22 protein-coding genes are annotated in these 25,779 nt (G+C 56.4%); 10 read left to right on the top strand and 12 right to left on the bottom strand.

Translation table 11 applies throughout. From position 1 onward, the window contains the following. Positions 1-103: 103 nt before the first annotated feature. The 3 genes from dacB to MFLA_RS01935 are packed head-to-tail and all read right to left on the bottom strand — an operon-like array spanning position 104 to position 3,375. Positions 104-1,510, bottom strand: a complete 1,407-nt coding sequence (gene dacB, locus MFLA_RS01945; RefSeq protein ID WP_011478746.1) for a D-alanyl-D-alanine carboxypeptidase/D-alanyl-D-alanine endopeptidase — start codon at positions 1,508-1,510, stop codon at positions 104-106. Continuing rightward, on the bottom strand, positions 1,507-2,820 hold the full coding sequence (locus MFLA_RS01940; RefSeq protein WP_011478745.1) for an adenosylmethionine--8-amino-7-oxononanoate transaminase: 1,314 nt from the start codon (positions 2,818-2,820) through the stop codon (positions 1,507-1,509). Before MFLA_RS01940 ends, dacB begins: the two co-directional genes overlap by 4 nt. Before the next feature lie 9 nt (positions 2,821-2,829). Continuing rightward, on the bottom strand, positions 2,830-3,375 hold the full coding sequence (locus MFLA_RS01935; protein WP_011478744.1) for a hypothetical protein: 546 nt from the start codon (positions 3,373-3,375) through the stop codon (positions 2,830-2,832). A 290-nt stretch (positions 3,376-3,665) separates the two neighbouring features. Between MFLA_RS01935 and MFLA_RS01930 the strand changes: the two genes are divergently transcribed. The 5 genes from MFLA_RS01930 to MFLA_RS01910 all read left to right on the top strand — a co-directional run bounded on the left by MFLA_RS01930 (position 3,666) and on the right by MFLA_RS01910 (position 10,469). Then, a complete protein-coding gene (locus MFLA_RS01930) occupies positions 3,666-4,004 on the top strand; it encodes a hypothetical protein (RefSeq protein WP_011478743.1) in 339 nt (112 codons plus the stop codon). Positions 4,005-4,335: 331 nt separating this feature from the next. Then, positions 4,336-5,427, top strand: a complete 1,092-nt coding sequence (locus MFLA_RS01925; protein WP_048811494.1) for an efflux RND transporter periplasmic adaptor subunit — start codon at positions 4,336-4,338, stop codon at positions 5,425-5,427. 21 nt (positions 5,428-5,448) lie between these two features. Then, positions 5,449-8,628 carry an efflux RND transporter permease subunit gene (locus tag MFLA_RS01920; protein WP_011478741.1) on the top strand — a complete coding sequence of 1,060 codons (3,180 nt, stop codon included), beginning with the start codon at positions 5,449-5,451 and terminating at the stop codon, positions 8,626-8,628. Continuing rightward, a complete protein-coding gene (locus MFLA_RS01915) occupies positions 8,612-10,060 on the top strand; it encodes a TolC family protein (RefSeq protein WP_195742046.1) in 1,449 nt (482 codons plus the stop codon). The genes MFLA_RS01920 and MFLA_RS01915 overlap by 17 nt, the downstream gene beginning before the upstream one ends. A gap of 67 nt (positions 10,061-10,127) precedes the next feature. Further along, positions 10,128-10,469, top strand: coding sequence for a hypothetical protein (locus MFLA_RS01910; protein WP_011478739.1), 342 nt, complete (start codon positions 10,128-10,130; stop codon positions 10,467-10,469). 201 nt (positions 10,470-10,670) lie between these two features. Here MFLA_RS01910 and MFLA_RS01905 read toward each other — a convergent pair whose 3' ends face one another. Next, positions 10,671-10,982, bottom strand: coding sequence for an ArsR/SmtB family transcription factor (locus MFLA_RS01905; RefSeq protein ID WP_011478738.1), 312 nt, complete (start codon positions 10,980-10,982; stop codon positions 10,671-10,673). Positions 10,983-11,111: 129 nt separating this feature from the next. Between MFLA_RS01905 and MFLA_RS01900 the strand changes: the two genes are divergently transcribed. Continuing rightward, positions 11,112-12,218: an NADH:flavin oxidoreductase/NADH oxidase gene (locus tag MFLA_RS01900; protein ID WP_011478737.1), complete on the top strand. Its 1,107-nt coding sequence runs from the start codon at positions 11,112-11,114 to the stop codon at positions 12,216-12,218. A gap of 350 nt (positions 12,219-12,568) precedes the next feature. Here MFLA_RS01900 and MFLA_RS01895 read toward each other — a convergent pair whose 3' ends face one another. The 3 genes from MFLA_RS01895 to MFLA_RS01885 form a co-directional block, all read right to left on the bottom strand. Further along, complete coding sequence (locus MFLA_RS01895; RefSeq protein WP_011478736.1) at positions 12,569-13,123, bottom strand: TetR/AcrR family transcriptional regulator; 555 nt, start codon at positions 13,121-13,123, stop codon at positions 12,569-12,571. Position 13,124: 1 nt separating this feature from the next. Further along, entirely contained in the window at positions 13,125-13,916 is a 792-nt protein-coding gene (locus MFLA_RS01890; protein ID WP_195742045.1) for a hypothetical protein, read from the bottom strand. A gap of 90 nt (positions 13,917-14,006) precedes the next feature. Continuing rightward, the gene (locus MFLA_RS01885) at positions 14,007-14,540 is read right to left on the bottom strand and encodes a DUF2380 domain-containing protein (RefSeq protein ID WP_011478734.1); all 534 of its coding nucleotides are present in this window, start codon (positions 14,538-14,540) and stop codon (positions 14,007-14,009) included. A 359-nt stretch (positions 14,541-14,899) separates the two neighbouring features. Here MFLA_RS01885 and groES point away from each other — a divergent pair, with 359 nt between their 5' ends. From groES to uvrD, 3 genes are all read left to right on the top strand, one after another. Then, the gene (gene groES / locus MFLA_RS01880) at positions 14,900-15,190 is read left to right on the top strand and encodes a co-chaperone GroES (RefSeq protein ID WP_011478733.1); all 291 of its coding nucleotides are present in this window, start codon (positions 14,900-14,902) and stop codon (positions 15,188-15,190) included. 46 nt (positions 15,191-15,236) lie between these two features. Then, positions 15,237-16,871, top strand: coding sequence for a chaperonin GroEL (gene groL, locus MFLA_RS01875; protein ID WP_011478732.1), 1,635 nt, complete (start codon positions 15,237-15,239; stop codon positions 16,869-16,871). A 515-nt stretch (positions 16,872-17,386) separates the two neighbouring features. Further along, entirely contained in the window at positions 17,387-19,582 is a 2,196-nt protein-coding gene (gene uvrD / locus MFLA_RS01870) for a DNA helicase II (protein WP_011478731.1), read from the top strand. Here the strand turns inward: uvrD and MFLA_RS01865 are convergent. From MFLA_RS01865 to MFLA_RS01850, 4 genes are all read right to left on the bottom strand, one after another. Next, complete coding sequence (locus tag MFLA_RS01865) at positions 19,577-20,359, bottom strand: BPSS1780 family membrane protein (RefSeq protein ID WP_011478730.1); 783 nt, start codon at positions 20,357-20,359, stop codon at positions 19,577-19,579. The two genes, uvrD and MFLA_RS01865, sit on opposite strands and share 6 nt — an antisense overlap. Positions 20,360-20,425: 66 nt before the next feature. Beyond that, positions 20,426-21,385, bottom strand: coding sequence for a homoserine kinase (thrB, locus tag MFLA_RS01860; protein WP_011478729.1), 960 nt, complete (start codon positions 21,383-21,385; stop codon positions 20,426-20,428). Between the two features lie 82 nt (positions 21,386-21,467). Next, entirely contained in the window at positions 21,468-21,806 is a 339-nt protein-coding gene (locus MFLA_RS01855; protein ID WP_048811807.1) for a DUF2782 domain-containing protein, read from the bottom strand. Positions 21,807-21,931: 125 nt separating this feature from the next. Then, positions 21,932-22,663: a TIGR00730 family Rossman fold protein gene (locus MFLA_RS01850; RefSeq protein WP_011478727.1), complete on the bottom strand. Its 732-nt coding sequence runs from the start codon at positions 22,661-22,663 to the stop codon at positions 21,932-21,934. Between the two features lie 21 nt (positions 22,664-22,684). On the opposite strand from MFLA_RS01850, the gene polA reads away from it, so the two are divergent. Beyond that, the gene (gene polA, locus MFLA_RS01845; RefSeq protein WP_011478726.1) at positions 22,685-25,417 is read left to right on the top strand and encodes a DNA polymerase I; all 2,733 of its coding nucleotides are present in this window, start codon (positions 22,685-22,687) and stop codon (positions 25,415-25,417) included. Between the two features lie 158 nt (positions 25,418-25,575). Here polA and MFLA_RS01840 read toward each other — a convergent pair whose 3' ends face one another. After that, the gene (locus tag MFLA_RS01840; RefSeq protein ID WP_048811492.1) at positions 25,576-25,779 is read right to left on the bottom strand and encodes a (2Fe-2S)-binding protein; all 204 of its coding nucleotides are present in this window, start codon (positions 25,777-25,779) and stop codon (positions 25,576-25,578) included.

Genomic DNA, 25,779 nt, shown 5'->3' with positions numbered 1-25,779 from the left:
TTACTCCGATAGCAGGTTTACAACAGCAGCGCGCTCGCCAAGAACAGGCGCTTGCGCGCAGCGCGAGCCAGTATGATACCCAGATTATGCAACCCTGTGCGCATCAGGGCCGATGATAAATCCAGTCGATAAGTGCGTCCTGAGCAGCACGCGAACTGCTGGCCTTGGGGTCGTTTACCATGATCACCGCTACCCAGCGCCGCCCCCTGCGGTCGTGCACATAGCCTGCCAAGGCGCTCACGCCGTTGATCGTCCCGGTTTTCAGGTGCGCGCTTCCCCTGGCCTCGCTGTGGCGCAGGCGATTGGCCATGGTGCCATCCACGGAGGGAATAGGCAGGGCGGAAAGATATTCCGGCATGACGGGGCTGGCATACGCCGCCAACAGGAAAGCCGCCATATGTCTCGCTGTTATCTGTTCATGGCGTGAAAGCCCCGAACCATTCTCCAGCACCAGCTCCGGGAAGTGCAGCCCCTTGCTGGCAAGCCATGCCTTGACGGCTAGAACACCGTCCGCCTCCATCGCCGGGCTGGAAACTCGCTCTGCTCCCATCGTCAGGAACAGCTGCCTGACCATGAGATTGTTGCTGTACTTGTTAATCGTGCGGATGATTTCCGACAGCGGCAGCGAATCGTGCGTGAGCAGCAACCTTGCATCTTCAGGAAGCACGCCATAGCGCCACCCTCCCTGGAGCTTGCCCCCTAGCGAAAGCCAATTGCTTCGAAACAAGCCATAGGCATAGGGTCCGTCTTCAAGCACATTCAGTTCCAGCGTCTTACTGCCGCAGGCCAAGGGATAATCTCCCTTGAATGTCACCGCCACCTCGTTCCCCATCGGCTCTACGACAAACCTCAGGCGGCTTTTCCAGTCTCCGCACTCGCCGCGCACCAGATTGGTTTGGTTATGAATGTGAATTTCCGGCAGGATGGGATCGGCCTCTATGGCCAGCTTGCCTCTCTCGACCAGGAAGTGGAATGAAGTAGACTTGATATTGACGGCAAACGCATTAGGAACAGCATTGTAGGGCGCATGCGGCTTACCATCGAATTCAGCGGTATCGTGAAAACGTCGGGCGAAGTAGTGGGTATCGAGCACGATATCTCCCTGAATATCCTCCACACCTGCCAGGCGCAAATTTTCCAGCATCATCCGCATATCGGCAGCCAGCAGATAAGGGTCGCCGCGCCCCTGAATGATCAGGTTGCCGTGCAAGACACCATCTTCGAGACTGCCATCATGGTAAACCTGAGTACGCCAGCGATAGCCCGGCCCCAGCAGCTCCAGCCCGGCATAAGTGCTCAACAGCTTCATGGTCGAAGCCGTCTTCATCGGACGATCGCTTTGGTGATCCACCAAGGGCGATGATTGATCGACGCGCTGCACATAGACGGCGACATTCTCGGCGGGAATACCGCTTTTCCTGAGCAGCTCACTGACCGGCTCCGGGATGGCAGCAGCATGAAGCAACGTGCTCATTCCCAGCAACAGGCTCGCCAGAAGCAACCTCATCATAGGCTTTCCTCCAGCGCACCCCTGGCTTGCTCCAGCATCCAGTCCATCTCTTCCTCGCTGATGATATAGGGTGGCATGAAATAGACTGTATTGCCCACTGGCCGCAATAACAGTCCCCGTTGCAACGCGGCCTGGTAGAAACGTTGTTGGAATCCGGGCCGGCTTGGCGTGACGTCAAATGCCCAGATCATGCCTGTATTGCGCAAATGGCGAATAGGCAGGTCGCGCCATGCTGCAAGCCTGCGGTTCAGGTAACCGGCCTTGCGACGGTTGCTGTTCAGCACATCATGCTGAGCGAAGATGTCGAGGGTAGCAAGCGCCGCGCTGCACGCCAGTGCATTGCCGGTATAGCTGTGCGAGTGCAGGAAACCGCGGGTCACGCTGTCATCATAAAAAGCCGCATAGATATCCTGAGTCGTCTGCACCACGGAAAGTGGCAGGTAGCCGCCCGTAATGCCCTTGGATAGGCAGATGAAATCCGGCTTGATGCCAGCCTGCTCGATCGCGAACATGGTGCCGGTGCGGCCGAAGCCCACGGCGATCTCGTCAGCGATCAGGTGCACTTGGTAACGGTCGCATAGTGCACGCAAACGTTGCAGATAAACAGGGTGATACATTGCCATGCCGGTGGCGCACTGCACCAGCGGCTCAACGATCACCGCTGCAATCCCGGCATGGTGCTGGGCGATATAGGCCTCAGCTTGACCTGCGCAACGCAAGGCATACTGCTCAGCACTCTCCCCCGGTTCCGCACGACGCCAATCCGGGCTGGGCAATGCTATAGACTCCTCGCGCAGCAAGGGTGCATAGGTATCCTTGAACAGAGCGATATCAGTGACGGAAAGCGACCCCAGGGTTTCGCCGTGGTAGCCGTTCTGAAGGCTGAGGAAGCGTGTCTTGGCTGTCTCGCCATGATTACGCCAGTAATGGAAGCTCATCTTGAGCGCGATCTCGGTCGCCGAAGCGCCGTCGGAAGCGTAGAAACTATGCCCCAGTCCGGTAAGCAATGACAGCTGTTCGGAAAGCCGCACCACAGGCTCGTGGGTGAAGCCGGCCAGTATCACATGCTCGAGCTGGTCCAACTGCGCCTTGATTGCCTGCTTGATATGCGGGTGGTTATGACCGAATAGATTGACCCACCATGAACTGACACCATCCAGGTAGCGCTTGCCGTCAAAGTCCTCCAGCCACACGCCTTCACCACGCTTGACCGGCACCAGCGGCAATGCTTCATGCTGCTTCATCTGGGTGCAGGGATGCCACACCGCAGCCAGGCTGCGCTGCAGCAGGGAGGCGTTACTCGTTGTCATGAGCCAGTGTCAATGCAGGACGTATTGTGCAGCCTCATCTGCCAGCACAATGCGGTCTGTGGTCAGCCCCAGGTCCCAGGCGGCCTCCTGGGTTGCCAATTGCAGCATGCCGCTCAATGCATGGCTCAATTCCGCCGTCAATGCAATGCTATAGACTTCCCCTGCCTGGCTGTGCAGCTCCAGCATGGATTCAGTATGGTCCATGTGCACCAACCTGCATTCAGCGATCAGCACCGGCGGCTCGGCCGTTGCCTGCTTGATGTCATGATATGCGCCGGAAAAATTAATGCCCTGCATCACCGGCAAGCTTTCCACTTCCTGGTTGAAATGCTCTAGCAGCTCCTCGGTCGTCACCGCCAAGGTGTCGTGCATCTCCCCTGGCGAGAGCTCGATATCCTGCAGCAAGCCCCACAATACGCGCACGATACGTCGTGTCAGCCACGCATTCAGCTCTGCCGCATCCACCAGGCTGATTTTAAGCAGCATGCGGTCCTGCTGGCTGCTGTAGCTCAAATGAAGCTGCTGGATTGCCATATCTTCGAATCCTTCCGACATTCACTACCCCTGCAAAAACGACATATTAATTCGCGATTATAAAGCTTTAAGCAGCCCTTTACCGGACAATCCGTGCGCTTTTAACCGGGCACCATGATTCAACGGCCATTGGCCATAGGGCAATATCTACTTCGAGTGTCAGGAAACCAATTCCATTCGCTCAAGTCTTACCCTTCAATACCGAGCTATTCAGTATTGCTATTGCAGTCGTTTTTTCAACCATGCTAGGATGAACGCCATTTTTGACGTATCGGCCTTCCGATACGCCTAACCAGCAACGATTGAGACCAATGAAGTCAAGATTAGACCCCACTGCCTTGAGGATACGACTGATCCTGTTATCAGTGGTGTTGTCATTGGTCAGTCTGGCCTATCTCTGCATGCAGTTGCCTGACACGCTCTATGTCAGCGACACCAATGTTGTTGAAGTCATCAATATCGAAGCCTCCTCCAATGGTGATGGCGAACCGCTTGCTTCGCTAGTACTGTCGTTCGCGAGCCTTCTGCTGACGGCACTATTGCTGGTTGCCGACGCCCCGGTTTCCTGGGCGCTCACATGCAATGGCGCAGCAAAGCGCCTCTACTTCTCCACCCATGTCAGACCACGGGATCCTCCACTCCCCGCCTAAGGGCACTTCCTGCCCAAGGCAGTATTTCCATCGGACGTTAGCAGCACAATAGGTTAGTCAGACTCGGGCTGTCTTTTTCCAGTCGTCTGACTTTCCATGCGCAGCCCCGCCGCATCGCGACCAGCACATAGGCTCCCCGTTTCATTGGCCAATACCGCTTGCTGACCGCTACTCGGCGGCAGCTGACGCCTCTGCGGAAACCCTGCCCTCCATACCCCTAACTCAAGCTGACCATTGCCGCCCAGTCCTGCACGTTTGTCGCACGGACAGCGCCGTGCAGTGGGCACGATGAACTCAGGTTTTTTGATCTTCTGAAATGAATCGAAATCTTATGATGAAAAAATTTTCTTGCGTCTTAAGCGTCATCGCGGCGTTACTGAGCGGCTGCCACCAAACCGAGCCCCACGAGCCTCATGAGCAGCCCAGGCTCAAGGCGACTTCGCCGCTGCGCCAGGACACGGCCATCGTGAAGGAGTATGTTTCCCAGATCCGTGCCATCCGCCATATCGAGGTGCGTGCACTGGAGCGCGGCTATCTGCAGGACACCTTTGTCGATGAAGGACAGCAGGTCAACAAGGGCCAACCCATGTTCCGCATCATGCCCAACCTTTACCAGGCCGACCTGCAAAAAGCCAAGGCCGAGGCCAGCATGGCCCGTATCGAGTACGAAAACACCAAGGCACTGGCAGACAAGAACATCGTCTCGCCCAATGAACTGGCACTCGCCAAGGCCAAGCTGGACAAGGCCAACGCTGAAGTCAACGTGGCGGAAACACACCTCGGCTTCACCAACATCAACGCGCCCTTCACCGGCATCATGGACCATCTGGAAGCGAGGAACGGCAGTCTGCTGGATGAAGGCGACCTACTGACTACACTGTCCGACATCAGCAGGATGTGGGTGTACTTCAACGTGCCCGAATCCGAATATCTCGACTATGTGCAGAGCAAGAAGAACCACGCCCAGGACAAGGAAAAGGTGAAGCTGAAGATGGCGAACGGCGAAGTGTTCGACCAGGAAGGCGTGATCGAGACCATAGAGGCGGATTTCGACAACAAGACTGGCAACATCGCTTTCCGCGCCGTTTTCCCCAATCCCAACCGGGTACTGCGGCACGGCCAGACTGGCAGCATCCTCATGAACATTCCTTACACGGATGCGTTGCTGATCCCGCAGAAAGCCACATTCGAGATTCTCGACAAGACCTATGTCTACGTCATCAACCAGGATAACAAGATCGAGCAGCGGCTGGTCACCATCGATGCGGAGTTGCCGCACGTCTACATTGTCAAGGACGGGCTGGAAGCAGACGACAAGATCCTGATCGAGGGGTTGAGGAAAGTGCATAACGGCGAGCAGGTCAACGTCGATTTCATCCCCCCAGACAAGGCCATGTCGGACCTGAGCCTTTACGCTGAATAACCCAACCAGGCGACGAAATCAATGCTGAATATTTTCATCAAAAGACCGGTCATGGCGATTGTATTGTCGCTATTGATCGTATTCATGGGGTTCTTGTCGATCAAGACCCTGCCCACATCGCAGTTTCCCGACATCGCGCCGCCGCGCGTGATCGTCTCGCTGGCCTACCCCGGCGCCAGCGCCGACGTGCTGGTGCAGTCATCGCTGATCACCATTGAGCGTGCGATCAACGGCGTACCCGGCATGAAGTACATCGTGTCTGATGCCACCAGCGCGGGCGAAGCCACGATCCAGGTGATCTTCGACCTCGGCGTGGACCCCAACCAGGCCATGATCAACGTCAAGACCCGTATCGACCAGGTGATGAGCCGCCTGCCCGAGCTGGTTCAGATGGAAGGCGTGGTGGTCGAACGCGTCCAGCCCAGCATGCTGATGTACATCAATCTTTACAGCAAGGATAAGCACGCGGACGAGAAATTCCTCTTCAACTACGCCAACGTCAACATCATCCCCGAGATACAGCGCGTCAACGGCATCGCCCAGGCCAAGATCCTCGGCAGCCGCCAGTACGCGATGCGCATCTGGCTCAACCCAGAACGCATGCGCGCCTACAACGTCTCCACCGAGGAAGTCATGAAGGCGATCAACAGCCAGAGCGTGATCGGCCGCCCCGGCCGCCTGGGCCAGAGCTCGGGCATCACCGCGCAATCCAAGGAATACGTGCTGATCTACCAGGGCCGCTACAACAAGCCCGAGCAGTATGCAGACATCATCATCCGCGCAAACTCCGAAGGCGAGATCCTCCACCTCAAGGACATCGCCAAGGTCGAGCTGAACAGCGAGTTCTACGACATTTACTCCAACAAAGATGGCTATCCTTCAGCGGCCATCGTGCTCAAGCAGAACTACGGCAGCAACGCCACCGAAGTGATCGAGCATGTGAAGGAAAGAATGGAGGAACTGAAGGCATCCTTCCCCGAAGGCATGGATTATGAAGTCAACTACGACGTATCCAAGTTCCTGGATGCTTCGATCGAAAAGGTGATCCACACCCTGATCGAGGCGTTCGTCCTGGTAGCCCTGGTGGTGTTCATCTTCCTGGGCGACTGGCGCTCCACCCTGATCCCGATCCTGGCGGTGCCGGTGTCGCTGATCGGCACCTTCTTCGTCATGCAGATGTTCGGGATTTCGATCAACCTGATCACACTGTTTGCACTGGTGCTGGCAATCGGTATTGTGGTGGATAACGCCATTGTGGTTGTGGAAGCTGTCCATGCCAAGATGGAAACCGAGCACTTGACTCCCTACAAGGCCACCCAAAAGGTGCTGGGGGAGATCGGCGGGGCGATCGTCGCCATTACCCTGGTGATGACCGCCGTGTTCGTGCCCGTGGCCTTCATGACTGGGCCGGTGGGCGTGTTCTACCGCCAGTTCTCCATCACCATGGCAGCTTCCATTATCATCTCGGGCGTCGTCGCCTTGTCGCTGACGCCGGTGCTGTGCGCGATGCTGCTGAAGAACAACCACGGCCAGCCCAAGCGCAAGACGCCGGTCAGCCTGTTCATCAACGCCTTCAACCATGTGTTCGAGAAGGTGACGGGACGCTACACCCAATTGCTGGATATCGTCGTCACGCGCCGCATCGTCACCTTCCTCATGCTGGCCGCGTTCGCCGCCGGTACCTTCCTGGTCGACAAGACATTGCCCGCAGGCTTCATCCCGGGCGAGGACCAGGGCATGGTGTACGCGATCATCCAGACGCCGCCCGGCTCCACGCTGGAAGTCACCAACAAGATCGCCCGGCAGTTGCAGGGCATCGCCTCCAAGGTCGAGGGCGTGCAGTCGGTATCTTCCCTGGCGGGCTACGAGGTGCTGACCGAGGGCCGCGGCTCCAATGCCGGCACTTGCATCATCAACCTCAAGGACTGGTCTGAGCGCAAGCAATCCGTGCACCAGATCATCGAGGAGCTGGAAGAAAAAACCAAGGACTTCGGCGCCGTGATCGAGTTCTTCGAGCCGCCAGCCGTCCCCGGCTACGGCGCGGCATCGGGCCTGGCGCTGCGCCTGCTCGACAAGACCGATAACACGGATTACCACGAGTTCGACAAGATCAACCAGGATTTCATGAAGGCGCTCGCCAAGCGCAAGGAGCTCACCGGCCTGTTCACCTTCTATGCGGCGAACTACCCGCAGTATGAAATCCAGATCGACAACAAGCTCGCGATGCAGAAGAAGGTTTCGATCGCCAAGGCGATGGACAACCTGGACATCCTGATCGGCAGCACCTACGAGCAGGGCTTCATCCGCTTCAACAACTTCTTCAAGGTCTACACCCAGGCCGGGCCGGAATTCCGCCGCTACCCGACCGACATCCTCAACTACTACGTGAAGAACGAGGAAGGCGAAATGGTGCCCTACTCGGCCTTCATGAAGCTGAAGAAGATGCAGGGCCCGAACGAGATCACGCGCTACAACCTCTACAACTCCGCCACCATCCGCGCCATGCCTGCCGACGGCTACACCACGGACGACGCGATCAAGGCGGTGGAGCAAGTGGCGAAAGCCACCCTGCCGCACGGCTATGACATCGGCTGGGAAGGCCTGTCATTCGACGAGGCCAACCGTGGCAACGAGGCCATCATCATCTTCGGCGTCGTGCTGGTGTTCGTCTACATGGTGCTGGCAGCGCAGTACGAGAGCTTCATTCTGCCGCTGGTGGTCGTGCTCTCGCTGCCCGCGGGCGTGTTCGGCTCGTTCTTCATGTTGAAAGCATTGGGGCTTGCCAACGACATCTACGCCCAGGTCGGGCTGGTGATGCTGGTCGGGCTGCTCGGAAAGAACGCGGTGCTGATCGTGGAATATGCGGTGCAGAAACATGCGCAAGGCCTGTCGATCAAGGATGCCGCGATCGAGAGCGCACGCGTACGCTTCCGCCCTATCCTGATGACCTCGTTTGCCTTCATCGCCGGCCTGATCCCGCTGGTCGTCGCCACGGGCGCGGGCGCGGTGGGCAACCGTACCATCGGCAGCTCCGCGCTCGGCGGCATGCTGTTCGGCACCATCTTCGGCGTCATTCTCATCCCTGGTCTGTACTACATATTTGCCAAACTGTCCGACGGCAAATCCATGATCCGGAACGAAGAGTTTGAGCCACTCACTGAAACCTACCATTACAGCAAGAGCGATGATGACCAAGAATAAAGCCATTCAACTTGTCGTGTTGGGATGCCTGGCGCTCATGGTGCAATCGTGCGCCATCCCAACGATCACGAAAAAAGAACCGCAGGTCGCACTGCCAGAGCACTACAGCCATGCGAACAATAGCGCGGCCGGTGCCGACAGCGCGGCCCGCGTCAACTGGAAGGAGTTCTTCGAGGACCAGCACCTGGCCGCCTTGATCGATACCGCCATTGCCAACAACAAGGAGATCAACATCCTCATGCAGCGCATCAGCGTTGCCGAGAACGAGATACTGGCGCGCAAGGGCGAATACCTGCCCTCGGTCGGCATCGGCGCCACCGCCGAAACCGAGAAGACCGCGCGCTACACCCGCAACGGCGCCATCGAGGAAGGCCTGGAGATCAAGGAAGGCAAGCATTTCCCCAAATATTTCGGCAATTACCAGTTTGGCCTGGTCGCTTCCTGGGAGCTGGATGTCTGGAAGAAGCTGCGCAATGCCACCAAGGTCGCCACCATGGAATACATGGCGTCGGTGGAGGGCAAACGCTTTCTCGTCACCAACCTGGTGGCGGAAATCGCCAATGCCTACTACGAACTGCTCGCGCTCGACAACGAGCTCGACAACCTGGACAAGAACATCGCGATCCAGGAAAACGCGCTCGGCGTCGTGAGGGAGCTGCAGCAGTATGCGCGCACCACCTCGCTCGCAGTCAAGCGGTTCGAGGCCGAAGTCAACAAAAACCAGAGCCAGCGCTATGAGGTGAAGCAGAAGATCGTCGAGACGGAAAACCGCATCAACTTCCTGCTGGGCCGCACGCCGCAACCGATAGCACGGGCCTCTGCCGGCTTCATGGATATCAAGCCCAAGGTACTGGATGTCGGCATACCTTCCCAATTGCTGGAAAACCGTCCCGACATCCGCCAGGCGCAACTCGAGCTGGAAGCGGCCAAGCTCAATATCGAAGTGGCGAAGGCGAATTTCTATCCATCCTTCGCCCTCAAGGCCGGGCTGGGGTTCCAGGCATTCAACCCGCGCTACCTGCTCAACATGCCTGAATCGGTTGCCGGCTCGTTCGGCGGAGACCTCATCGCGCCATTGGTCAACCGCAACGCCATCATCGCGACCTACAAAAACGCCAGCGCCGAGCAGATCAGGGCCGCATACGAGTACGAGCAGGCCATCATCAACGCCTATAGCGAAGTGGCCACCCAGTTATCGAACCTGGACAACCTCGACAAGAACTACCAGTTGAAAAACCGCCAGGTCGACACCCTGACCAACTCGATCGAGATATCCAACCAACTGTTCCAATCCGCCCGTGCGGATTACATGGAAGTGCTGCTGACGCAGCGTGACGCGCTGGAGGCCAAGATGGACCTTATCGAGACCAAGCAGAAGCAAATCATGGCCATGATCAACTTATACAGAGCGTTGGGAGGTGGTTGGCAATAGAGGAGACGATCAACCGTAGCACAAGGTAGAACTTAATATTAATCCATTGATTTTTAGGAGATTTATCATGAAACAAGCCATTTCTATTTTAGCCTTCGCATTGCTGTTCTCTTCTGCCTTGCTTGTACAAGCGCAAGACGGCAACGCGCTACTCAATGGCCAAGTGCTGGCGGCAGCCAATATCAGCCCACTCAATGCCACCTTCGATGCACGCGTTGCAGAAACACGGGCAATCGGAACATCCAAGGAGGTCGCCGTCATCACCAACAACCGTCCGCATCCCAAGTATGGTTTCAACATCAACCGCATCCACGCTCCTGCTGAGCGAATGGACCACAACCAGGGGAAGCATTTCGTTTATGTGGCACATCCCAAAAACGGCTTCCTGGTCAAACGCTATGTAGGCTGATCAAGGCAGCCAACAAAACGCTGCTGGCCAGCAGCGTTTGGCTGGGCATCGTCAACCACGCTCAATTCCAATCAAGGGCAGGCTGGTAGAAAAGCTCGAAACTCTGCACGCTGGGCCTGATTCACTGAATCAGGCCATTTTTTTGCACTGCTACATAAACTGCTACATAATGAGACATCTTACTTAATGCAGGGGAATGTATCAGGGGAGCTTGATCGTCTTGAGCACGGCATACAGCACACCGGGAAACTTCTGCTCGATCTCGGCAAGCCGCAGGGAATTCAAGTGCTCCTTGCCATCAATCACGGTTTCCACCAGCCCGGCGGCACGCAGTATCTTGAAGTGGTGCGACATACTCGACTTGGGGCGGTTCAGGTCCAATTCGCCGCACGTCATCTGTCGTCCCGCCTGTGCCAGACGCCCGACGATTTCCATTCGGGCCGGATCTGAAAGTGCATACATGATGTCTGTCAGCTCCACCTGCTCGATGGCAGGGTGTTTAATTTGTCTCATGGACAAAATCTATCATAGCCGCTACTATATTTCCATGGTTCGAATATTTTGGAACTATGGAAACAACTCCTGATGTCCTCAGGAATATGCTTGTTCACAACCACCCGTCACTACGCAAAAGGAATGACAATGGCAGACCTATTTTCTCCATACAAGCTGAAAGATGTCGAATTAAGAAACCGCATTGCAGTACCTCCCATGTGCCAATACATGGCGACCAACGGCCTGGCCAATGATTGGCACCGAGCCCACTACGCTTCGCTTGCGCGCGGCGGCAGCGGCCTCGTGATCGTCGAAGCCACCGCCGTTGCACCTGAAGGACGCATCACTCCGCACTGCCTGGGCTTGTGGAATGACGCGCAAGCGGAACAGTTGCGTTCGATCGCAGCTGCAATCAAGGCAGCCGGGGCCGTGCCCGGTATCCAGATCGCCCACGCAGGCCGGAAAGCCAGCGCCAATGTTCCCTGGGAAGGTGACGACCACATTCCCGAAGGCGATGCTCGCGGATGGCAGCCTATCGCACCATCAGCCAAGGCATTCGGCGGATTGCTGCCACGCGTGCCGACTGAGATGACGATCGCTGATATCCAGCGCGTGCAGCAAAATTTCGTCGATGCCGCCCGTCGCGCGCTTGAAGCCGGTTTCGAATGGCTGGAGCTACATTTCGCCCATGGTTACCTGGCGCAGAGCTTCACCTCTACCCATTCCAACCTGCGAACCGATGCATATGGCGGCACTCTCGAGAACCGAGGCCGCTTCACGCGTGAGACCCTGGCTGCTGTGCGCCAGACCTGGCCGGAACACCTGCCCTTGACCGCACGTTTCGGCGTGCTGGAATTCGACGGGCAGGATGAACAGACCCTGAGCGAATCCATCCAGCTGGTCAATGAATGGAAACAACTGGGCCTGGACATGCTCAGCGTCAGCATCGGCTTCAGCACACCTGAAGCCAAGATTCCCTGGGGACCTGCGTTCCTTGCCCCGATTGCCCAACGCGTGCGCAACGAGGCCGGTATCCCGGTATCGTCTGCCTGGGGCTTTGGCGCGCCCGACCTTGCTGACCAGGCTATCCGTAACGAACAGCTGGACATCGCCATGATAGGTCGTGCCCATCTCGAGAACCCGCACTGGACCTACCAGGCGGCGAAGGAGCTGAACAAGAAAGATCCGGCCTGGGTGCTGCCTCCACCTTATGCCCATTGGCTGGCGCGTTACCACGATCCGCGACAGCGCTGATAAGCCCCGCCATCCTGATTGGGCATACCGGCTCAATCAGGATGCACATAGGGGCCCCCCCTCTTTCCGGAGGGGAAGATTTACCAGCTCCGCAGCAATCTCAGATCCGATATTGCCATCCACTGTCATCATGTAGCATTGACATGTTCGCAGCCAAGAGGAAACCCATGCGAATGGGCACACCGTGTCTATGGTGCCTTCTCCAAATCGAGAAAGTGACGCCCGTCGATTACTATCGCTGAGAATGGGCCTAGGCGCCCTGCAACAAAACAGATTATCCTCACCTTAGTGAACTTACGGCTTGGCTTAATAGGGGTACGACACATCCGCCGCCCAAAGCAGGGGCATACTCAATCTGAGTGATGGATCAAGGTCCTGACCAGAGATTTGGCATGGCGGATGGATGCATTGCCTTGCGGGCCTTTTTCCATCATCGCAGCACCTTCCTCCACTAGCGCCAGTTGCAATGCCAAGGTTTCCGCCTGCTTGATGCCGGCCTTGCGTGCCAATTCCACAAACTGGCTTCGCAGCTGCCGGGAAAACTCCCTGGAGGCCTGATTGACCAGATGGTCCGATTGGGGGAACTCCACGCCGGCCTTGAGTGAAGCAAACCCCTTGAAATCCTTTTCCCCGATGATATCCAGCAGGCCGGTAGCCAGCGCTTCCAGCTCAGCCCGAGCACTTTCCTGACGCGGGACTGCAGCCAGCCTTTGCCAAAGCCTGTCTTCTTGGGTACGGAGATACTCAATGATAAGAAGCTCTTTCGATTTGAAATATTTATACAAGGTGACCTTGGCCACCCGAGCCTGGGCGGCAATGCTATCTATGCTCGTCGCATGGATGCCTTGCCTGGAAAACAGGTCTCCGGCAACCTCCAGGATGTATTCCCTCATTCGCCCGGCCATATCACGCTCCCATCCCCAATATCGTCTTCTGTTTGCTTTGCGACTTGGAATAACACTCCCAGGCCCGATGTTGTGCGTACCATGCCAGAAACGACTCCAGCTTCTGACCATCCAGCCCCTGACGGGCCTGATTGTTGGAGAGGCCGGACTGAACGATATGCATGTAGACCGCAAGCTGATCACCGGGAACACTCGCAAAGCCAGGAGCCGGGCAGGTGCCCGACGCAATATCGCTTTTGAGCGCAAGCACCTTGATGAGCAGTGCCGGTTCGATGGCAACATCAGCCTCATGGTATCCGGCGCTCTGCCAGGCCGGCTCAACCTCGGGCGGAACTCCGGCAGGCCAGAAATGTATGCCGAGAATGGCCAGCACAACTGCGGTGGCAACATACCCGCCCGCCATCCAGGACTCTTCTACGCTTGTCATCCACGACGGCTTCGCTTCCTCCAATACCATCCTGGCTGCCAACTGAGCACTGGACAAGGCCCCTTGGCCGGGATTGCGCAACTCCTCGGCGATTGCCCCCTGCAGCAAGACCATCAGCTTTGCAATGACAGCAGGAGGGTGCTGCAGCTTTGCCTCCAAGGCAAAAGGAAGCAGATGCGCGCCCAGTGCAGAGCAAGCCCGGGCCAAAGCGTCTGGCGATGAATACTGCACCCGAACCATGTCCCGACTACCGGGCGCATTGAGCCAGCTATCCAGAAGAGGATACAAAGCAAGCAGCCTCTCCGCAGGCTTCTTGCTGCAGGCCGCCATCATGTGGACCAACCGTGGACTGCTGAGTAAATCCATGCGTCACCTTTGAACCATGCGGCTTATCCTGGCATAGGAACTTGCCATTCGTTCGGCCATATACCATTCATTCCAGCATCATCAAACCTGTTATGGGGCTGCTGCGCCGAGCTTGTCCAGTCTGGCCTTGACCAATTGGGCTAGCTTCTCCGCCGTGCGAATAGTGGTTTGCTGATCACTCCACGAACTCTCCAGCTGCATGTAGCGGGACATCACGACAGCCCGCTTTCCAACATCCACCATAATGATCCGCGGATAGACGAATAAATAGGTAGGCTTCAAGGCGACGCCAATGATGAGGTAGTCCGCCCCGGTTTCCTTGTTGAGCTCAATTGCCGTTTCCACATTATCGTAGAGATAAGTCGGCGAATTACGCTCAATCTCAGCCCTCACCCTCTCCCCTTCCGGCACCATATTCACGCCTTGAGCCTTGAGCTCCTGCTTGAACGTGGTGGATAACAGCTCGATGCGCTGCAACTCTTCCGGTGCATTGGGCAAGCCGGTCAGATCATTGAGCTCGAACGCCAACACGACGACCTTGGGGCTGTCCTCAGCGGCAAGGACGCCCCCCGCTGCGACCAAGCCCAGCAATATGCCCAACAACCCATTCACAATTAACCGCATACCCGACATCTCCCTGCGCAATGAATAAATACTAAACTGTATAGTACACTTTCAGCATGATATTACAATCCATGGCAACCATTTATCTGTGACAAAAATTATTTATCCCTATCGAGGGTCCTAGTGACTAGCGGGCTGAGAAATCAAGCACTTTAACGCCATCTATACCCCATGAATGGCGCGGCAAAAATCCGGTTGCTAGCCGCAGCAATAGAACAAATTCAACACACGCCCTTGAAAAACTGCCATGCCGCCCCTATTATTAGCACTCGATAGGGTTGAGTGCTAAATCACCCTAGCAACCAAAACTTGTAACAAACCCAATCAATGATCATTCAAAGATTTTAGGAGAAAAACACATGGCAATTCGTCCATTGCAAGACCGCGTTATCGTGAAACGGCTGGAAGAAGAGCGCAAGACCGCATCCGGCATCGTCATTCCTGACACAGCGGCTGAAAAACCAGATCAAGGTGAAGTGATTGCTGTTGGTCCAGGCAAGAAGGACGACAACGGCAAATCCATTCCCCTGGACGTCAAGGTGGGTGACAAGGTGTTGTTTGGCAAGTATGCCGGCCAGGCCGTCAAAGTAAATGGCGAAGAAGTACTGGTACTTCGTGAAGATGACATTCTGGGTATTGTAGAGGCCTAAATTAGTGGCACAACGTTAGCTCAAACAAGTTTATTAGGAGATATAAATGGCTGCAAAACAAGTGATTTTTGGTGATGACGCCCGCGCCAAGATTGTCAATGGCGTGAACATTCTGGCAAATGCCGTCAAGGTAACCCTGGGTCCCAAGGGCCGCAACGTCGTTCTGGAGCGCTCCTTCGGCTCCCCGACTGTCACCAAGGACGGCGTATCTGTCGCCAAGGAAATCGAGCTGAGCGACAAGCTGGAAAATATGGGTGCGCAGCTGGTGAAAGAAGTCGCTTCCAAGACCAATGACAATGCCGGCGACGGTACCACTACTGCTACCGTTCTGGCACAAGCCATCGTCCGCGAAGGCTTCAAGTATGTTGCTGCAGGCTTCAACCCGACTGACCTCAAGCGCGGTATCGACAAGGCAGTTGCCGAAATCGTGAACGAGATCAAGGCCATCGCCAAGCCCACCACCACCAGCAAGGAAATTGCCCAGGTTGGCTCCATTTCCGCCAATTCCGACGCCGATATCGGCCAGATCATTGCCGATGCGATGGACAAGGTAGGCAAGGAAGGTGTGATTACCGTTGAAGACGGTTCCGGCCTGCAAAACGAGCTGGATGTCGTGGAAGGCATGCAATTCGACCGTGGTTACCTGTCTCCATACTTCATCAACAACCCAGAGCGCCAGATCGCCCTGCTGGAAAACCCATTCGTGTTGTTGTACGACAAGAAGATCAGCAACATCCGCGACCTGCTGCCTACTCTGGAACAAGTTGCCAAGGCTGGTCGTCCCCTGCTGATCATCGCTGAAGATGTGGAAGGTGAAGCACTGGCCACCCTGGTGGTCAACAACATCCGCGGCATCCTGAAGGCCGTGGCTGTGAAGGCACCTGGCTTCGGTGACCGGCGCAAGGCCATGCTGGAAGATATCGCCATCTTGACTGGTGGTACCGTGATTGCCGAAGAAGTCGGCCTGAGCCTGGAGAAGGTGACACTGGAAAACCTCGGCCAAGCCAAGCGTGTTGAAATCGGCAAGGAAAACACCACCATCATCGATGGTGCTGGCTCAGAAAACAACATCAAGGTACGTATCGACCAGATCAAGAAGCAGATCGAAGACGCTACCAGCGACTATGATCGCGAAAAACTGCAGGAACGCGTAGCCAAGTTGGCCGGCGGTGTTGCCGTGATCAAGGTTGGCGCTGCCACCGAAACCGAAATGAAGGAAAAGAAGGCTCGCGTTGAGGATGCTTTACATGCTACACGTGCTGCCGTTGAAGAAGGCATCGTGCCTGGCGGTGGCGTTGCCCTGTTGCGCGCCCGTTCTTCCATCAAGGAGCTGAAGGGCGACAACCCAGATCAAGACGCTGGCATCAAGATCGTGTTGCGCGCGATCGAAGAGCCTCTGCGCCAGATCGTCGCCAACGCTGGTGACGAGCCATCCGTTGTGGTCAACAAAGTACTGGAAGGTACTGGCAACTACGGTTACAACGCTTCCAATGGCACCTACGGTGACCTGGTTGAGCTGGGTGTTCTGGATCCAGCCAAGGTAACGCGGTCCGCACTGCAGAACGCTGCGTCTGTAGCTTCCTTGATCCTGACTACCGATGCATTGGTAGCAGAGCTGCCTAAGGAAGAAGCTGCGCCAGCCATGCCTGACGCAGGCGGCATGGGTGGCATGGGCTTCTAATTCAGCCACGCTCACAGGCTGCCGCCACAAGGCAGCCATGCTAAATAAAAAGCCCCGGTTTTCCGGGGCTTTTTATTTCCTACCATGCTCACTCAGTTGCATCCCACTGGCCGATGGTTCCCACTGCCGTCAATTCGTCACATTTGACAGTCAGAATATTTTCACCACCTAGAATAAATTAGGCATATACTCGCAATTGATTGATTAGCGATTATTATTAACAGCAGAATCAATTGCCTGCTTGGCATGTTCTATATATTGTATATGCGACAGGCAAAAAAAACCCCGATTAAAGGGGAGTAAAATCGGGGTTAAGCATTTAAGCCTCATTGGGATAAGGCTTCCCGCTCAGGGAGGAAAGCGGGAGACGAGTGCGTCGTCTGGAAAATAAGACCGGGCCTTGGCAGGATAGTTCACTCAAAGTGCATTTTTTACATCTGTTTACAATTATGCACTAAAAAGGCCCGTCTGCAGCGTCACGACTGCGGTTCTCTTCGCTGCTTTCACCTGCGATAATGCAGGCTATGACGAACCCAACCACCACCTTGCTCGACGGCCTCAATGAAAAGCAACTCGAAGCCGTCACCCTTCCGCACCAATCCGCACTCATCCTGGCTGGCGCCGGCAGCGGCAAGACCCGCGTGCTCACCACGCGCATTGCCTGGCTGATCCAAACTGGACAAGTCTCACCGCACGGCATTCTTTCCGTAACGTTCACCAACAAAGCCGCCAAGGAAATGCTGACCCGACTGGGTGCGATGCTGCCTATCAACATCCGCGGCATGTGGGCCGGAACCTTCCATGGTTTATGCAACCGCCTGCTGAGGGCGCACCATCGTGAAGCGGAACTGCCCCCCACATTCCAGATACTGGACACGGCAGACCAGCTTTCTGCGATCAAGCGCGTCATGAAAGCGATGAATATCGATGACGAGAAGTTTCCACCCAAACAGGTGCTGGGCTATATCAACAGCTGCAAGGAGGAAGGCCTGCGCGCCTATGCAGTAGATGCCTATGACAGCCATTCGCAACGCATGCGCGAAATCTTCGAAGAATACGACAAGCAATGCCAGCGCGAAGGTGTGGTGGATTTCGCGGAACTGCTGCTGCGCTGCTATGAATTATTGAGCAGCAACAAAAGCATTCGCGAACATTACCAGCAGCGCTTCAAGTACATCCTGGTGGACGAATTCCAGGACACCAACCGCCTGCAATACCTGTGGCTGAAGCTACTCGCCGGCACGAACAACTGCATCTTTGCCGTCGGTGATGACGACCAGTCCATCTATGCCTTCCGCGGCGCGCGGGTGGGCAATATGCGCGACTTCGAGCATGATTTCAATGTGCAGAACGTCGTGAAGCTGGAGCAGAACTATCGCTCCCACAGCAATATCCTGGACGCAGCGAATGCCATCATCATGCATAACCGCAACCGGCTGGGAAAGAATCTCTGGACATCTGCAGGCAAGGGCGAACCTATCCGCATTTACGAAGGCTACAACGACAAGGATGAGGCGGTGTTCATCGTTGATGAGATCAAGGCTTTGCATAAGGAAGGCATAGAACTCAGCCAGATCGCCCTGCTTTATCGTTCCAATGCCCAGTCCCGCATCCTGGAGCATGAATTGTTCTCAGCAGGACTGCCTTACCGCGTCTATGGCGGATTACGCTTTTTCGAGCGGGCGGAAGTCAAGCATGCACTCGCCTATTTACGCCTGATCGCCAACGGCGATGATGATACTGCCCTGTTACGTGTCATCAATTTCCCCACTCGCGGTATCGGTGCGCGCAGCCTGGAACAATTGCAGGAACTGGCCCGCCAACAGGACAGCAGCCTTTGGCAGGCCGCCTGTGCCAAGGCGGGTGATGGCCGCCCAGGCCGTGGCCTGGAAGGTTTTGTCGCGCTGGTCAAGCAAATGCAGGAAGAATCCATCGGCCTGACACTTGCTGAGCAGGTGGAGCTCGCCACCAGGCTTTCCGGCTTACGGGATCATTATGCTGCGGATAAGGAAGGCGAAGACCGCCTTGCCAACCTGGATGAGCTGGTCAATGCCGCCATTGCCTTCATGAACCAGGATATCGGCATGCCAGTGGATGAGAACGGCGAAGTCGCCATGTCCATGCTTGCGCAATTCCTTGCCCACGCCAGCCTGGAGGCTGGCGAACACCAGGCAGATGTCGGCCGCGACGCGCTGCAGTTAATGACTGTGCATGCCGCCAAGGGCCTGGAGTTTCATACCGTTTTCATCAGTGGGCTCGAGGAGGGCCTATTTCCGCACGAGCAGAGCAGTTACGAGTCCAATGGCCTGGAAGAAGAGCGTCGCCTCATGTACGTAGCCGTGACCCGTGCGCGCCAGCGGTTGTATCTCAGTTTTGCACAGAGCCGCATGCTGCATGGGCAGGTGCGCTACGGCATCCCGTCACGCTTCCTGGATGAAATCCCGGAAGCGTTGGTCAAGCGCCTGAACACTGTCTCGAACAAATCCTATGGCAGCACCAGCCAATACCCGGCCGCTGCTCCAGCTCCAGCTGCGCGCCCTCAAGCCAGCATGCCGTGGAAAATCGGGCAGGCCGTTGCCCACAGCAAATTTGGCCAGGGCGTAGTGGTCAATTACGAAGGCAATGCCAATGATCTGCGCGTACAGGTCAACTTTGGGCGTGAAGGGCTGAAATGGCTGGCGCTGGAATACGCCAAGCTGGAACCGCTATAGCAGTTCAACACGTCCAGGCCGCGGCATCTTGAAAATGTCGCGATTGCTGACATACTGGAATGCCAGCATCAACGCGCTGGCAAACAGCATGCAGGCAAACACCAGCACCAGCATCAGAAAGCCGCCCATGGTCTTGGAGGCCGCTGACATCATCCCCACCAGCACGCCCGCCAGTGTCATGCTCAACATGATGATTAATGTCACGGCTACCCATGTCAGCAATAATGGCAGCAGGTACTGAATGAAGGCAGCCAAGCTGGACTTGATGGCACGCCCCACTGAATACTCTTGGTAAGCCACCAATGCCGGGGCAAACCAAATCACCAACACCAATGGCGTCAGCAGCAGCATCAACTTGACCAAGATGGGAAAGGACTGCTCCAGCACCTGTTCCGGGTTCTCTTCATTCCGGGCCATGGCTTCGAGCTGCATGGCATCTTCTGCGGTCAGGAGGTTGATGAGCAGCACATAGGCTACACAGATGGCACCCAGGCCCAGCAGCTTCCTGAAGCTGGGCTTGATTTCATTGAGCAGATCACCCAAGTCGCTTTCGCGGCCAATATCGGCATCGCGATAGAACCCGACTGCCAAAGCCAGAAAAGCAGGCAATAAGAGGAAAGAAACAAATTTCAGGCCGATGAGGCCAGGCAGCATGGCAAAGAAGAAGACGTGCGCCAGGCCAAGCAGCATCCATTTGCCCGGCTTCTGGCGGAACAAGGCGAGTATGTCGCGCACCCAGGCATTCACTTGCCCAAGAATGGTTGGTTGAACTTGCATATTGCTCCTTAAAGCAACCGGCACCCTGGCGCCGGCATATTCATGTGATAGCCAGACATAGAGAGATTAATGTGCATTGACCCAAACTGCCAGTATTTGCTCGCGTGCGGCAATACTGTGCTTAAGGATGCGCTCGAAATAGGCGGGATCCTTGGCATGCGTCAGTTCTCCTGCCTGGGGAAAATACAGGTCATTGAGGCGCGACAGCCAAAAACGCATAGCGGCAACACGCAACATGCCAGGCCAGGCGGCATGCTCTTCGCCTGTCAGCGGGCGGATGGCATGATAGGCATCGAGAAAGGCCCGCACCCGCACTGCGTCCAGCGTACAGTCGGCATTCACGCACCAGTCGTTCACCGCAATCGCGATATCGTATAACAGTGCATCATGGCAGGCGTAATAGAAGTCAATGACGCCACCGACCTTGTCACCGTCCATCAGCACGTTGTCGCGAAACAGGTCTGCGTGAATCACGCCACGTGGCAGCCGACGGGTATCGAACGTCCGCTCGAACTCGAGTTGCGCGTCCAGCATACGGTGGTTTTCCTCATCCAGGAAAGGCGCCACTTTGGCTGCCGTGGCGATACGCCATTCCTGGCCTCGCAGGTTGCTCATGCCTGCCTTGAATGATGCCCCTGCAATATGCATGCGCGCCAGCACCTCGCCAATCGCGGCACAATGCTGAGGCATGGGGTTGTCCAGCGACCTGCCTGCAAGGCAACTGACGAGGGCGGCGGGCTTGCCGTTCAGCTCGCCCAGCGCGCGGCCTGCATTGTTCTTGACCGGATGCGGACACGGGATGCCACGCTCGGCCAAGTGAGTCATCAGATCGAGGAAGTTGGGCAACTCTTCCGCACTGTGCTCCTCAAACAAGGTCAGCACATAGCGGCCGTTATCGGTAGTAACGAAATAATTGGTGTTGGTGATGCCTGACGCGATCCCTTGCAGGTCAAGCAGCTCGCCCAGGTCATAGCCCTTGAGCCATTGCTGCATCTGCTCGAATGAAACGGTGGTGAATACGGACATAGAAAACTTTTGAAAAACCTGGGAAGGTTGAGAAGAGGGTCAAGCCCCTCTCCTTGAGATATCGATCTGCCGATCCTGGCAATCAGAACCGGAACAATACCCATTTGGGAATGCTGACGGGCTCCGCAACACCATCATTACGGGACCAACCGGCATTGGAATCCTCCTTGGTCAGGTAGTAGGGTGCGCCTACTTTGGGCGTCACCTTCATCATATAAAGCTCACCGTTGATGCGGTATTCTTCTATTGTATCCTCCCCCCTCTTGGTGATGGTCACCTCAGGCTCGGGAATGTCCCCCTCAATCCCAGCAGGCGGCGGCGGAGGCTCGGGCAAAGGTTCCAGATTGTCGGGGATGTCCGCAGCATAGGCCATCAGCGGCAGGAGAAACGCCAACATCAGCAAAAATTTAAGGGTACGCATGACAACCTCGACATCAGAATAATGCAGTGATTCTATCAAATAGCCCCATCCGCCAAAAGGGCGTTGTTGCTTATTCACAACAAGATGCGAACCTAATCGGCAACCATTGCCACACATTGATCCACTTAAAGGTAGAACTGCATGATCTGCTGCTCTGCAGGCGAGGGTTCGAACCCTCGGGTTTCGTAGTGCTTGAAAATGGCCTCCACAATTTCATGAGGCTTGTCGATCACCTGCAGCAGATCGAGATCCTCCGGCGAAATCATCCCCTCCCCGCCCAAAGTTTCCTTGATCCAGGCCAGCATCCCGCGCCAGAACGGCTCATGCACCAATATCAGAGGAATTCTCCGCGTCTTGGCAGTCTGGATGAGCGTGAGCGCTTCCATCAGTTCATCCAGGGTGCCAAAACCGCCTGGCATGACAACATAGGCAGAGGCATACTTGACGAACATCACCTTGCGCATGAAGAAATGCTGGAAGTTCTGGCTGATGTCCTGGTAGGGGTTGCCTTTCTGCTCATGCGGCAATTCAATGTTGAGGCCGATGCTGGGCGACCTGCCTTTGTATGCGCCCTTGTTGGCTGCTTCCATGATGCCGGGACCGCCTCCTGAAATCACGCTGAACCCAGCATCCGACAGCAGCCGTGCGATCTCTTCCGTCAACTTGTAGTAAGGATGGTCGGGGGGCGTACGGGCGCTGCCGAAGATGGAAACCGCAGGGGTGATTTCCTTCATGCGCTCGGTCGCCTCGACGAATTCTGCCATAATCTCGAACGCACGCCACGATTCACGTGCCGAGTACTTCTTGTTGGGGAGTTCGGGGTCCAGGATCTTGGGGAGTTTTTTAGCCGCTGACATAAGGTTCCATACCAGTTCAAAATGAAAACATTGTTATTAGTCGATGGTTCGTCCTACCTCTACCGCGCTTTTCACGCGCTGCCTGACCTGCGCAACAAGGCGGGCGAACCCACGGGCGCAATGTATGGCGTACTCAACATGCTGCGCCGACTGCACAAGGACTACCCGGCTGATTATAGCGCCTGCGTCTTCGATGCGAAGGGAAAAACCTTTCGCGACGATATTTACCCGGACTACAAGGCGCATCGCCCGCCGATGCCGGATGATCTTTCCCGGCAGATCGAACCCCTGCATGAGGCGATCAGGGCCATGGGCTGGCCCCTGCTGATGATAGACGGCGTGGAAGCCGACGACGTGATCGGCTGCCTTGCACAGCAGGCCGAGGCACAAGGCATGCAAGTGGTGATTTCGACCGGCGACAAGGACATGGCTCAACTCGTCACACCACATATCAAGCTGGTCAACACCATGACCAACGAAATACTGGACGAAGCAGGTGTGGAGGCCAAGTTCGGCATCCCGCCTTCCTTGATCATTGACTACCTGACCCTGATCGGCGACAGCGTAGACAACGTGCCGGGCGTAGAAAAGGTCGGCCCCAAGACCGCTGTGAAGTGGCTTACCCAGCACGGCTCCCTCGACAACATCATAGCCAATGCCGCAAACATCGGCGGCGTGGTGGGCAATAACCTGCGCAAGGCGCTGGACTGGCTGCCCACCGGGCGCGAACTCATCAAGATCCGCTGCAGACTGGACCTGCCACACATGGTGACTGAACTGGTCACTCAGCCCGCCGACAATGCCAAGCTAGCCGAGCTCTATGAGCGTTTCGAGTTCAACACCTGGCGGCGCGAACTGGATGCGGCGTCAACGGCTGGCACAGCTCCCGCCAGGATAGACCCCTCCTCCGCACCAGGCGACCTGTTCAGTGCCAGTGCAACCCACATTGGCCGCGAATTCGAGACCATTCTCGACCAGGCCAGCCTGGACAGGTGGCTGCTGCTGCTCAAGTCGGCCCCCCTGGTCGCACTCGATACAGAAACCACCAGCCTGGACCCCATGCAGGCCAAGTTGGTTGGCATGTCGTTCTCGGTGGAGGCAGGCAAGGCCGCCTATGTACCGCTGGCCCACGACTATACCGGCGCGCCACAACAACTGGACTTCACGGCAGCACTGCGGCAGCTCCGGCCCATGCTGGAAGATGCCTCCATTCCCAAGCTGGGCCAGAACCTCAAGTACGACAAACATGTGCTTGCCAACCACGGCATCGCATTGAACGGCATTACGCACGATACCCTGCTGCAGTCCTACGTACTGGAAAGCCACCGCACCCACGGCATGGACGACCTCGCCATGCGCCATCTGGGCGTGCAGACCGTCACTTACGAGCAAATTGCCGGCAAGGGCGCCAAGCAGGTACCGTTCAGCCAGATCAGCATCGAAACCGCTGCCGAATATGCCGCCGAGGATGCCGACATCACGTTGCAGCTACACCAAGCCCTGTATCCCCAGATAGAGGCCGATGACAAACTGGCGTTCGTGTACCGTGAGATCGAGATGCCACTGCTCGATATTCTCTACACGATAGAGCGCAACGGCGTATTGATCGACCAAGCTATGCTGCAGGCACAGAGCCATGAAATCGGGCAAAAGCTTATCGACCTGGAGCAGCAGGCTTACGATATCGCAGGCCAGCCGTTCAACCTTGGCTCGCCCAAGCAGCTACAGGAAATCCTGTTCGGCAAGCTCGGCATCAAGCCACTCAAGAAAACCCCGAGTGGCGCGCCATCCACCGATGAAGACGTGCTGCAGGAGCTGGCGCTGGATTATCCTTTACCCAAGGTCCTGCTGGAATACCGTGGCCTCGCCAAACTCAAGTCGACCTACACAGACAAGCTGCCGCGCATGATCAACCCCGCCACTGGCCGCGTGCACACCAGCTATAGCCAGGCCGTGGCGATCACCGGGCGCCTGGCCAGCTCAGACCCCAATCTGCAGAACATCCCGGTGCGCACCGCGGAAGGCCGGCGCATTCGCGAAGCCTTCATCGCACCACCAGGCGCGTCCATCATTTCCGCCGACTATTCGCAGATCGAGCTGCGCATCATGGCGCACTTGTCGCAGGATGAAGGTCTGCTATCCGCATTCGCCAAGGGCGAGGACATCCACCGCGCCACCGCGGCAGAGATTTTTGGCGTGCCACGCGACGAAGTCAGCAGCGAACAGCGCCGCTATGCCAAGGTGATCAATTTCGGCCTGATTTACGGCATGAGTGCCTTTGGCCTCGCCCAGAACCTCAATATCGAGCGCGGCGCGGCGCAAAACTACATAGACCGCTATTTCGCGCGCTATCCCGGCGTGCGCGAATACATGCAGAACACGCGCATGCTGGCCAAGGAACAAGGATATGTCGAAACCTTTTTCGGCCGTAGGCTCTGGGTACCCGAAATCAACAGCCCCAACGGCATGCGCCGTGCGGGTGCCGAGCGTGCCGCGATCAACGCCCCGATGCAAGGCACTGCGGCTGACCTGATCAAGCTCGCCATGATCGCCGTGGACCGCTGGCTGCGGGAGCACAATCTGAACAGCAAGATCATCATGCAGGTACATGACGAACTAGTATTGGAAGTGCCGGATGCGGAACTGGAGCTGGTACAGCAAACCCTGCCACAACTCATGCAGGGTGTCGCCAAACTGGATGTGCCGTTGTTGGCGGAAGTGGGTGTAGGTAAAAATTGGGAAGCCGCGCATTAAAATCGGCGGGCAGAAATTTTTTGAGTTTATTGCGCCCGTCTGCCGTCGTACGATTGGCAGCGCCTGGGCGGCAAGCGCCGCAAGCCAAGGACTGCGCTGCGTTTCGTCAGCGGCTTCAAGGCGAGCGCCCAATGCGGCTCAGGCAGGTGAGCTAGGGATTACTTGCCTTGCTCCTTGTCCAGTTCCTTGAGGAAATAGTCGATCTCCCATTCGCATCCGCCGCAACCGGTCAACGCACCCGTCATATCGGCAATGCCCTGCAAATCGAACCCCTGCTGGTGCAAGGCGCGGATCTTGCCACGCTTCACGCCACTGCAAAAGCAGAGGATTTCGTCATCCGGGTCTTCTTTCACCTTACTCAT

This window comes from Methylobacillus flagellatus KT (genome assembly GCF_000013705.1).
Taxonomy (GTDB): Bacteria; Pseudomonadota; Gammaproteobacteria; order Burkholderiales; family Methylophilaceae; genus Methylobacillus; species Methylobacillus flagellatus.
This window is presented reverse-complemented; position numbering and strand designations above follow the sequence as displayed.

Coding starts and splice junctions, on each gene's coding strand:
- dacB (WP_011478746.1), bottom strand. CDS start 1,510: ATGATGAGGTTGCTTCTGGCGAGCCTGTTGCTGGGAATGAGCACGTTG.
- MFLA_RS01940 (WP_011478745.1), bottom strand. CDS start 2,820: ATGACAACGAGTAACGCCTCCCTGCTGCAGCGCAGCCTGGCTGCGGTG.
- MFLA_RS01935 (WP_011478744.1), bottom strand. CDS start 3,375: ATGTCGGAAGGATTCGAAGATATGGCAATCCAGCAGCTTCATTTGAGC.
- MFLA_RS01930 (WP_011478743.1), top strand. CDS start 3,666: ATGAAGTCAAGATTAGACCCCACTGCCTTGAGGATACGACTGATCCTG.
- MFLA_RS01925 (WP_048811494.1), top strand. CDS start 4,336: ATGATGAAAAAATTTTCTTGCGTCTTAAGCGTCATCGCGGCGTTACTG.
- MFLA_RS01920 (WP_011478741.1), top strand. CDS start 5,449: ATGCTGAATATTTTCATCAAAAGACCGGTCATGGCGATTGTATTGTCG.
- MFLA_RS01915 (WP_195742046.1), top strand. CDS start 8,612: ATGATGACCAAGAATAAAGCCATTCAACTTGTCGTGTTGGGATGCCTG.
- MFLA_RS01910 (WP_011478739.1), top strand. CDS start 10,128: ATGAAACAAGCCATTTCTATTTTAGCCTTCGCATTGCTGTTCTCTTCT.
- MFLA_RS01905 (WP_011478738.1), bottom strand. CDS start 10,982: ATGAGACAAATTAAACACCCTGCCATCGAGCAGGTGGAGCTGACAGAC.
- MFLA_RS01900 (WP_011478737.1), top strand. CDS start 11,112: ATGGCAGACCTATTTTCTCCATACAAGCTGAAAGATGTCGAATTAAGA.
- MFLA_RS01895 (WP_011478736.1), bottom strand. CDS start 13,123: ATGGCCGGGCGAATGAGGGAATACATCCTGGAGGTTGCCGGAGACCTG.
- MFLA_RS01890 (WP_195742045.1), bottom strand. CDS start 13,916: ATGGATTTACTCAGCAGTCCACGGTTGGTCCACATGATGGCGGCCTGC.
- MFLA_RS01885 (WP_011478734.1), bottom strand. CDS start 14,540: ATGCGGTTAATTGTGAATGGGTTGTTGGGCATATTGCTGGGCTTGGTC.
- groES (WP_011478733.1), top strand. CDS start 14,900: ATGGCAATTCGTCCATTGCAAGACCGCGTTATCGTGAAACGGCTGGAA.
- groL (WP_011478732.1), top strand. CDS start 15,237: ATGGCTGCAAAACAAGTGATTTTTGGTGATGACGCCCGCGCCAAGATT.
- uvrD (WP_011478731.1), top strand. CDS start 17,387: ATGCAGGCTATGACGAACCCAACCACCACCTTGCTCGACGGCCTCAAT.
- MFLA_RS01865 (WP_011478730.1), bottom strand. CDS start 20,359: ATGCAAGTTCAACCAACCATTCTTGGGCAAGTGAATGCCTGGGTGCGC.
- thrB (WP_011478729.1), bottom strand. CDS start 21,385: ATGTCCGTATTCACCACCGTTTCATTCGAGCAGATGCAGCAATGGCTC.
- MFLA_RS01855 (WP_048811807.1), bottom strand. CDS start 21,806: ATGCGTACCCTTAAATTTTTGCTGATGTTGGCGTTTCTCCTGCCGCTG.
- MFLA_RS01850 (WP_011478727.1), bottom strand. CDS start 22,663: ATGTCAGCGGCTAAAAAACTCCCCAAGATCCTGGACCCCGAACTCCCC.
- polA (WP_011478726.1), top strand. CDS start 22,685: ATGAAAACATTGTTATTAGTCGATGGTTCGTCCTACCTCTACCGCGCT.
- MFLA_RS01840 (WP_048811492.1), bottom strand. CDS start 25,779: ATGAGTAAGGTGAAAGAAGACCCGGATGACGAAATCCTCTGCTTTTGC.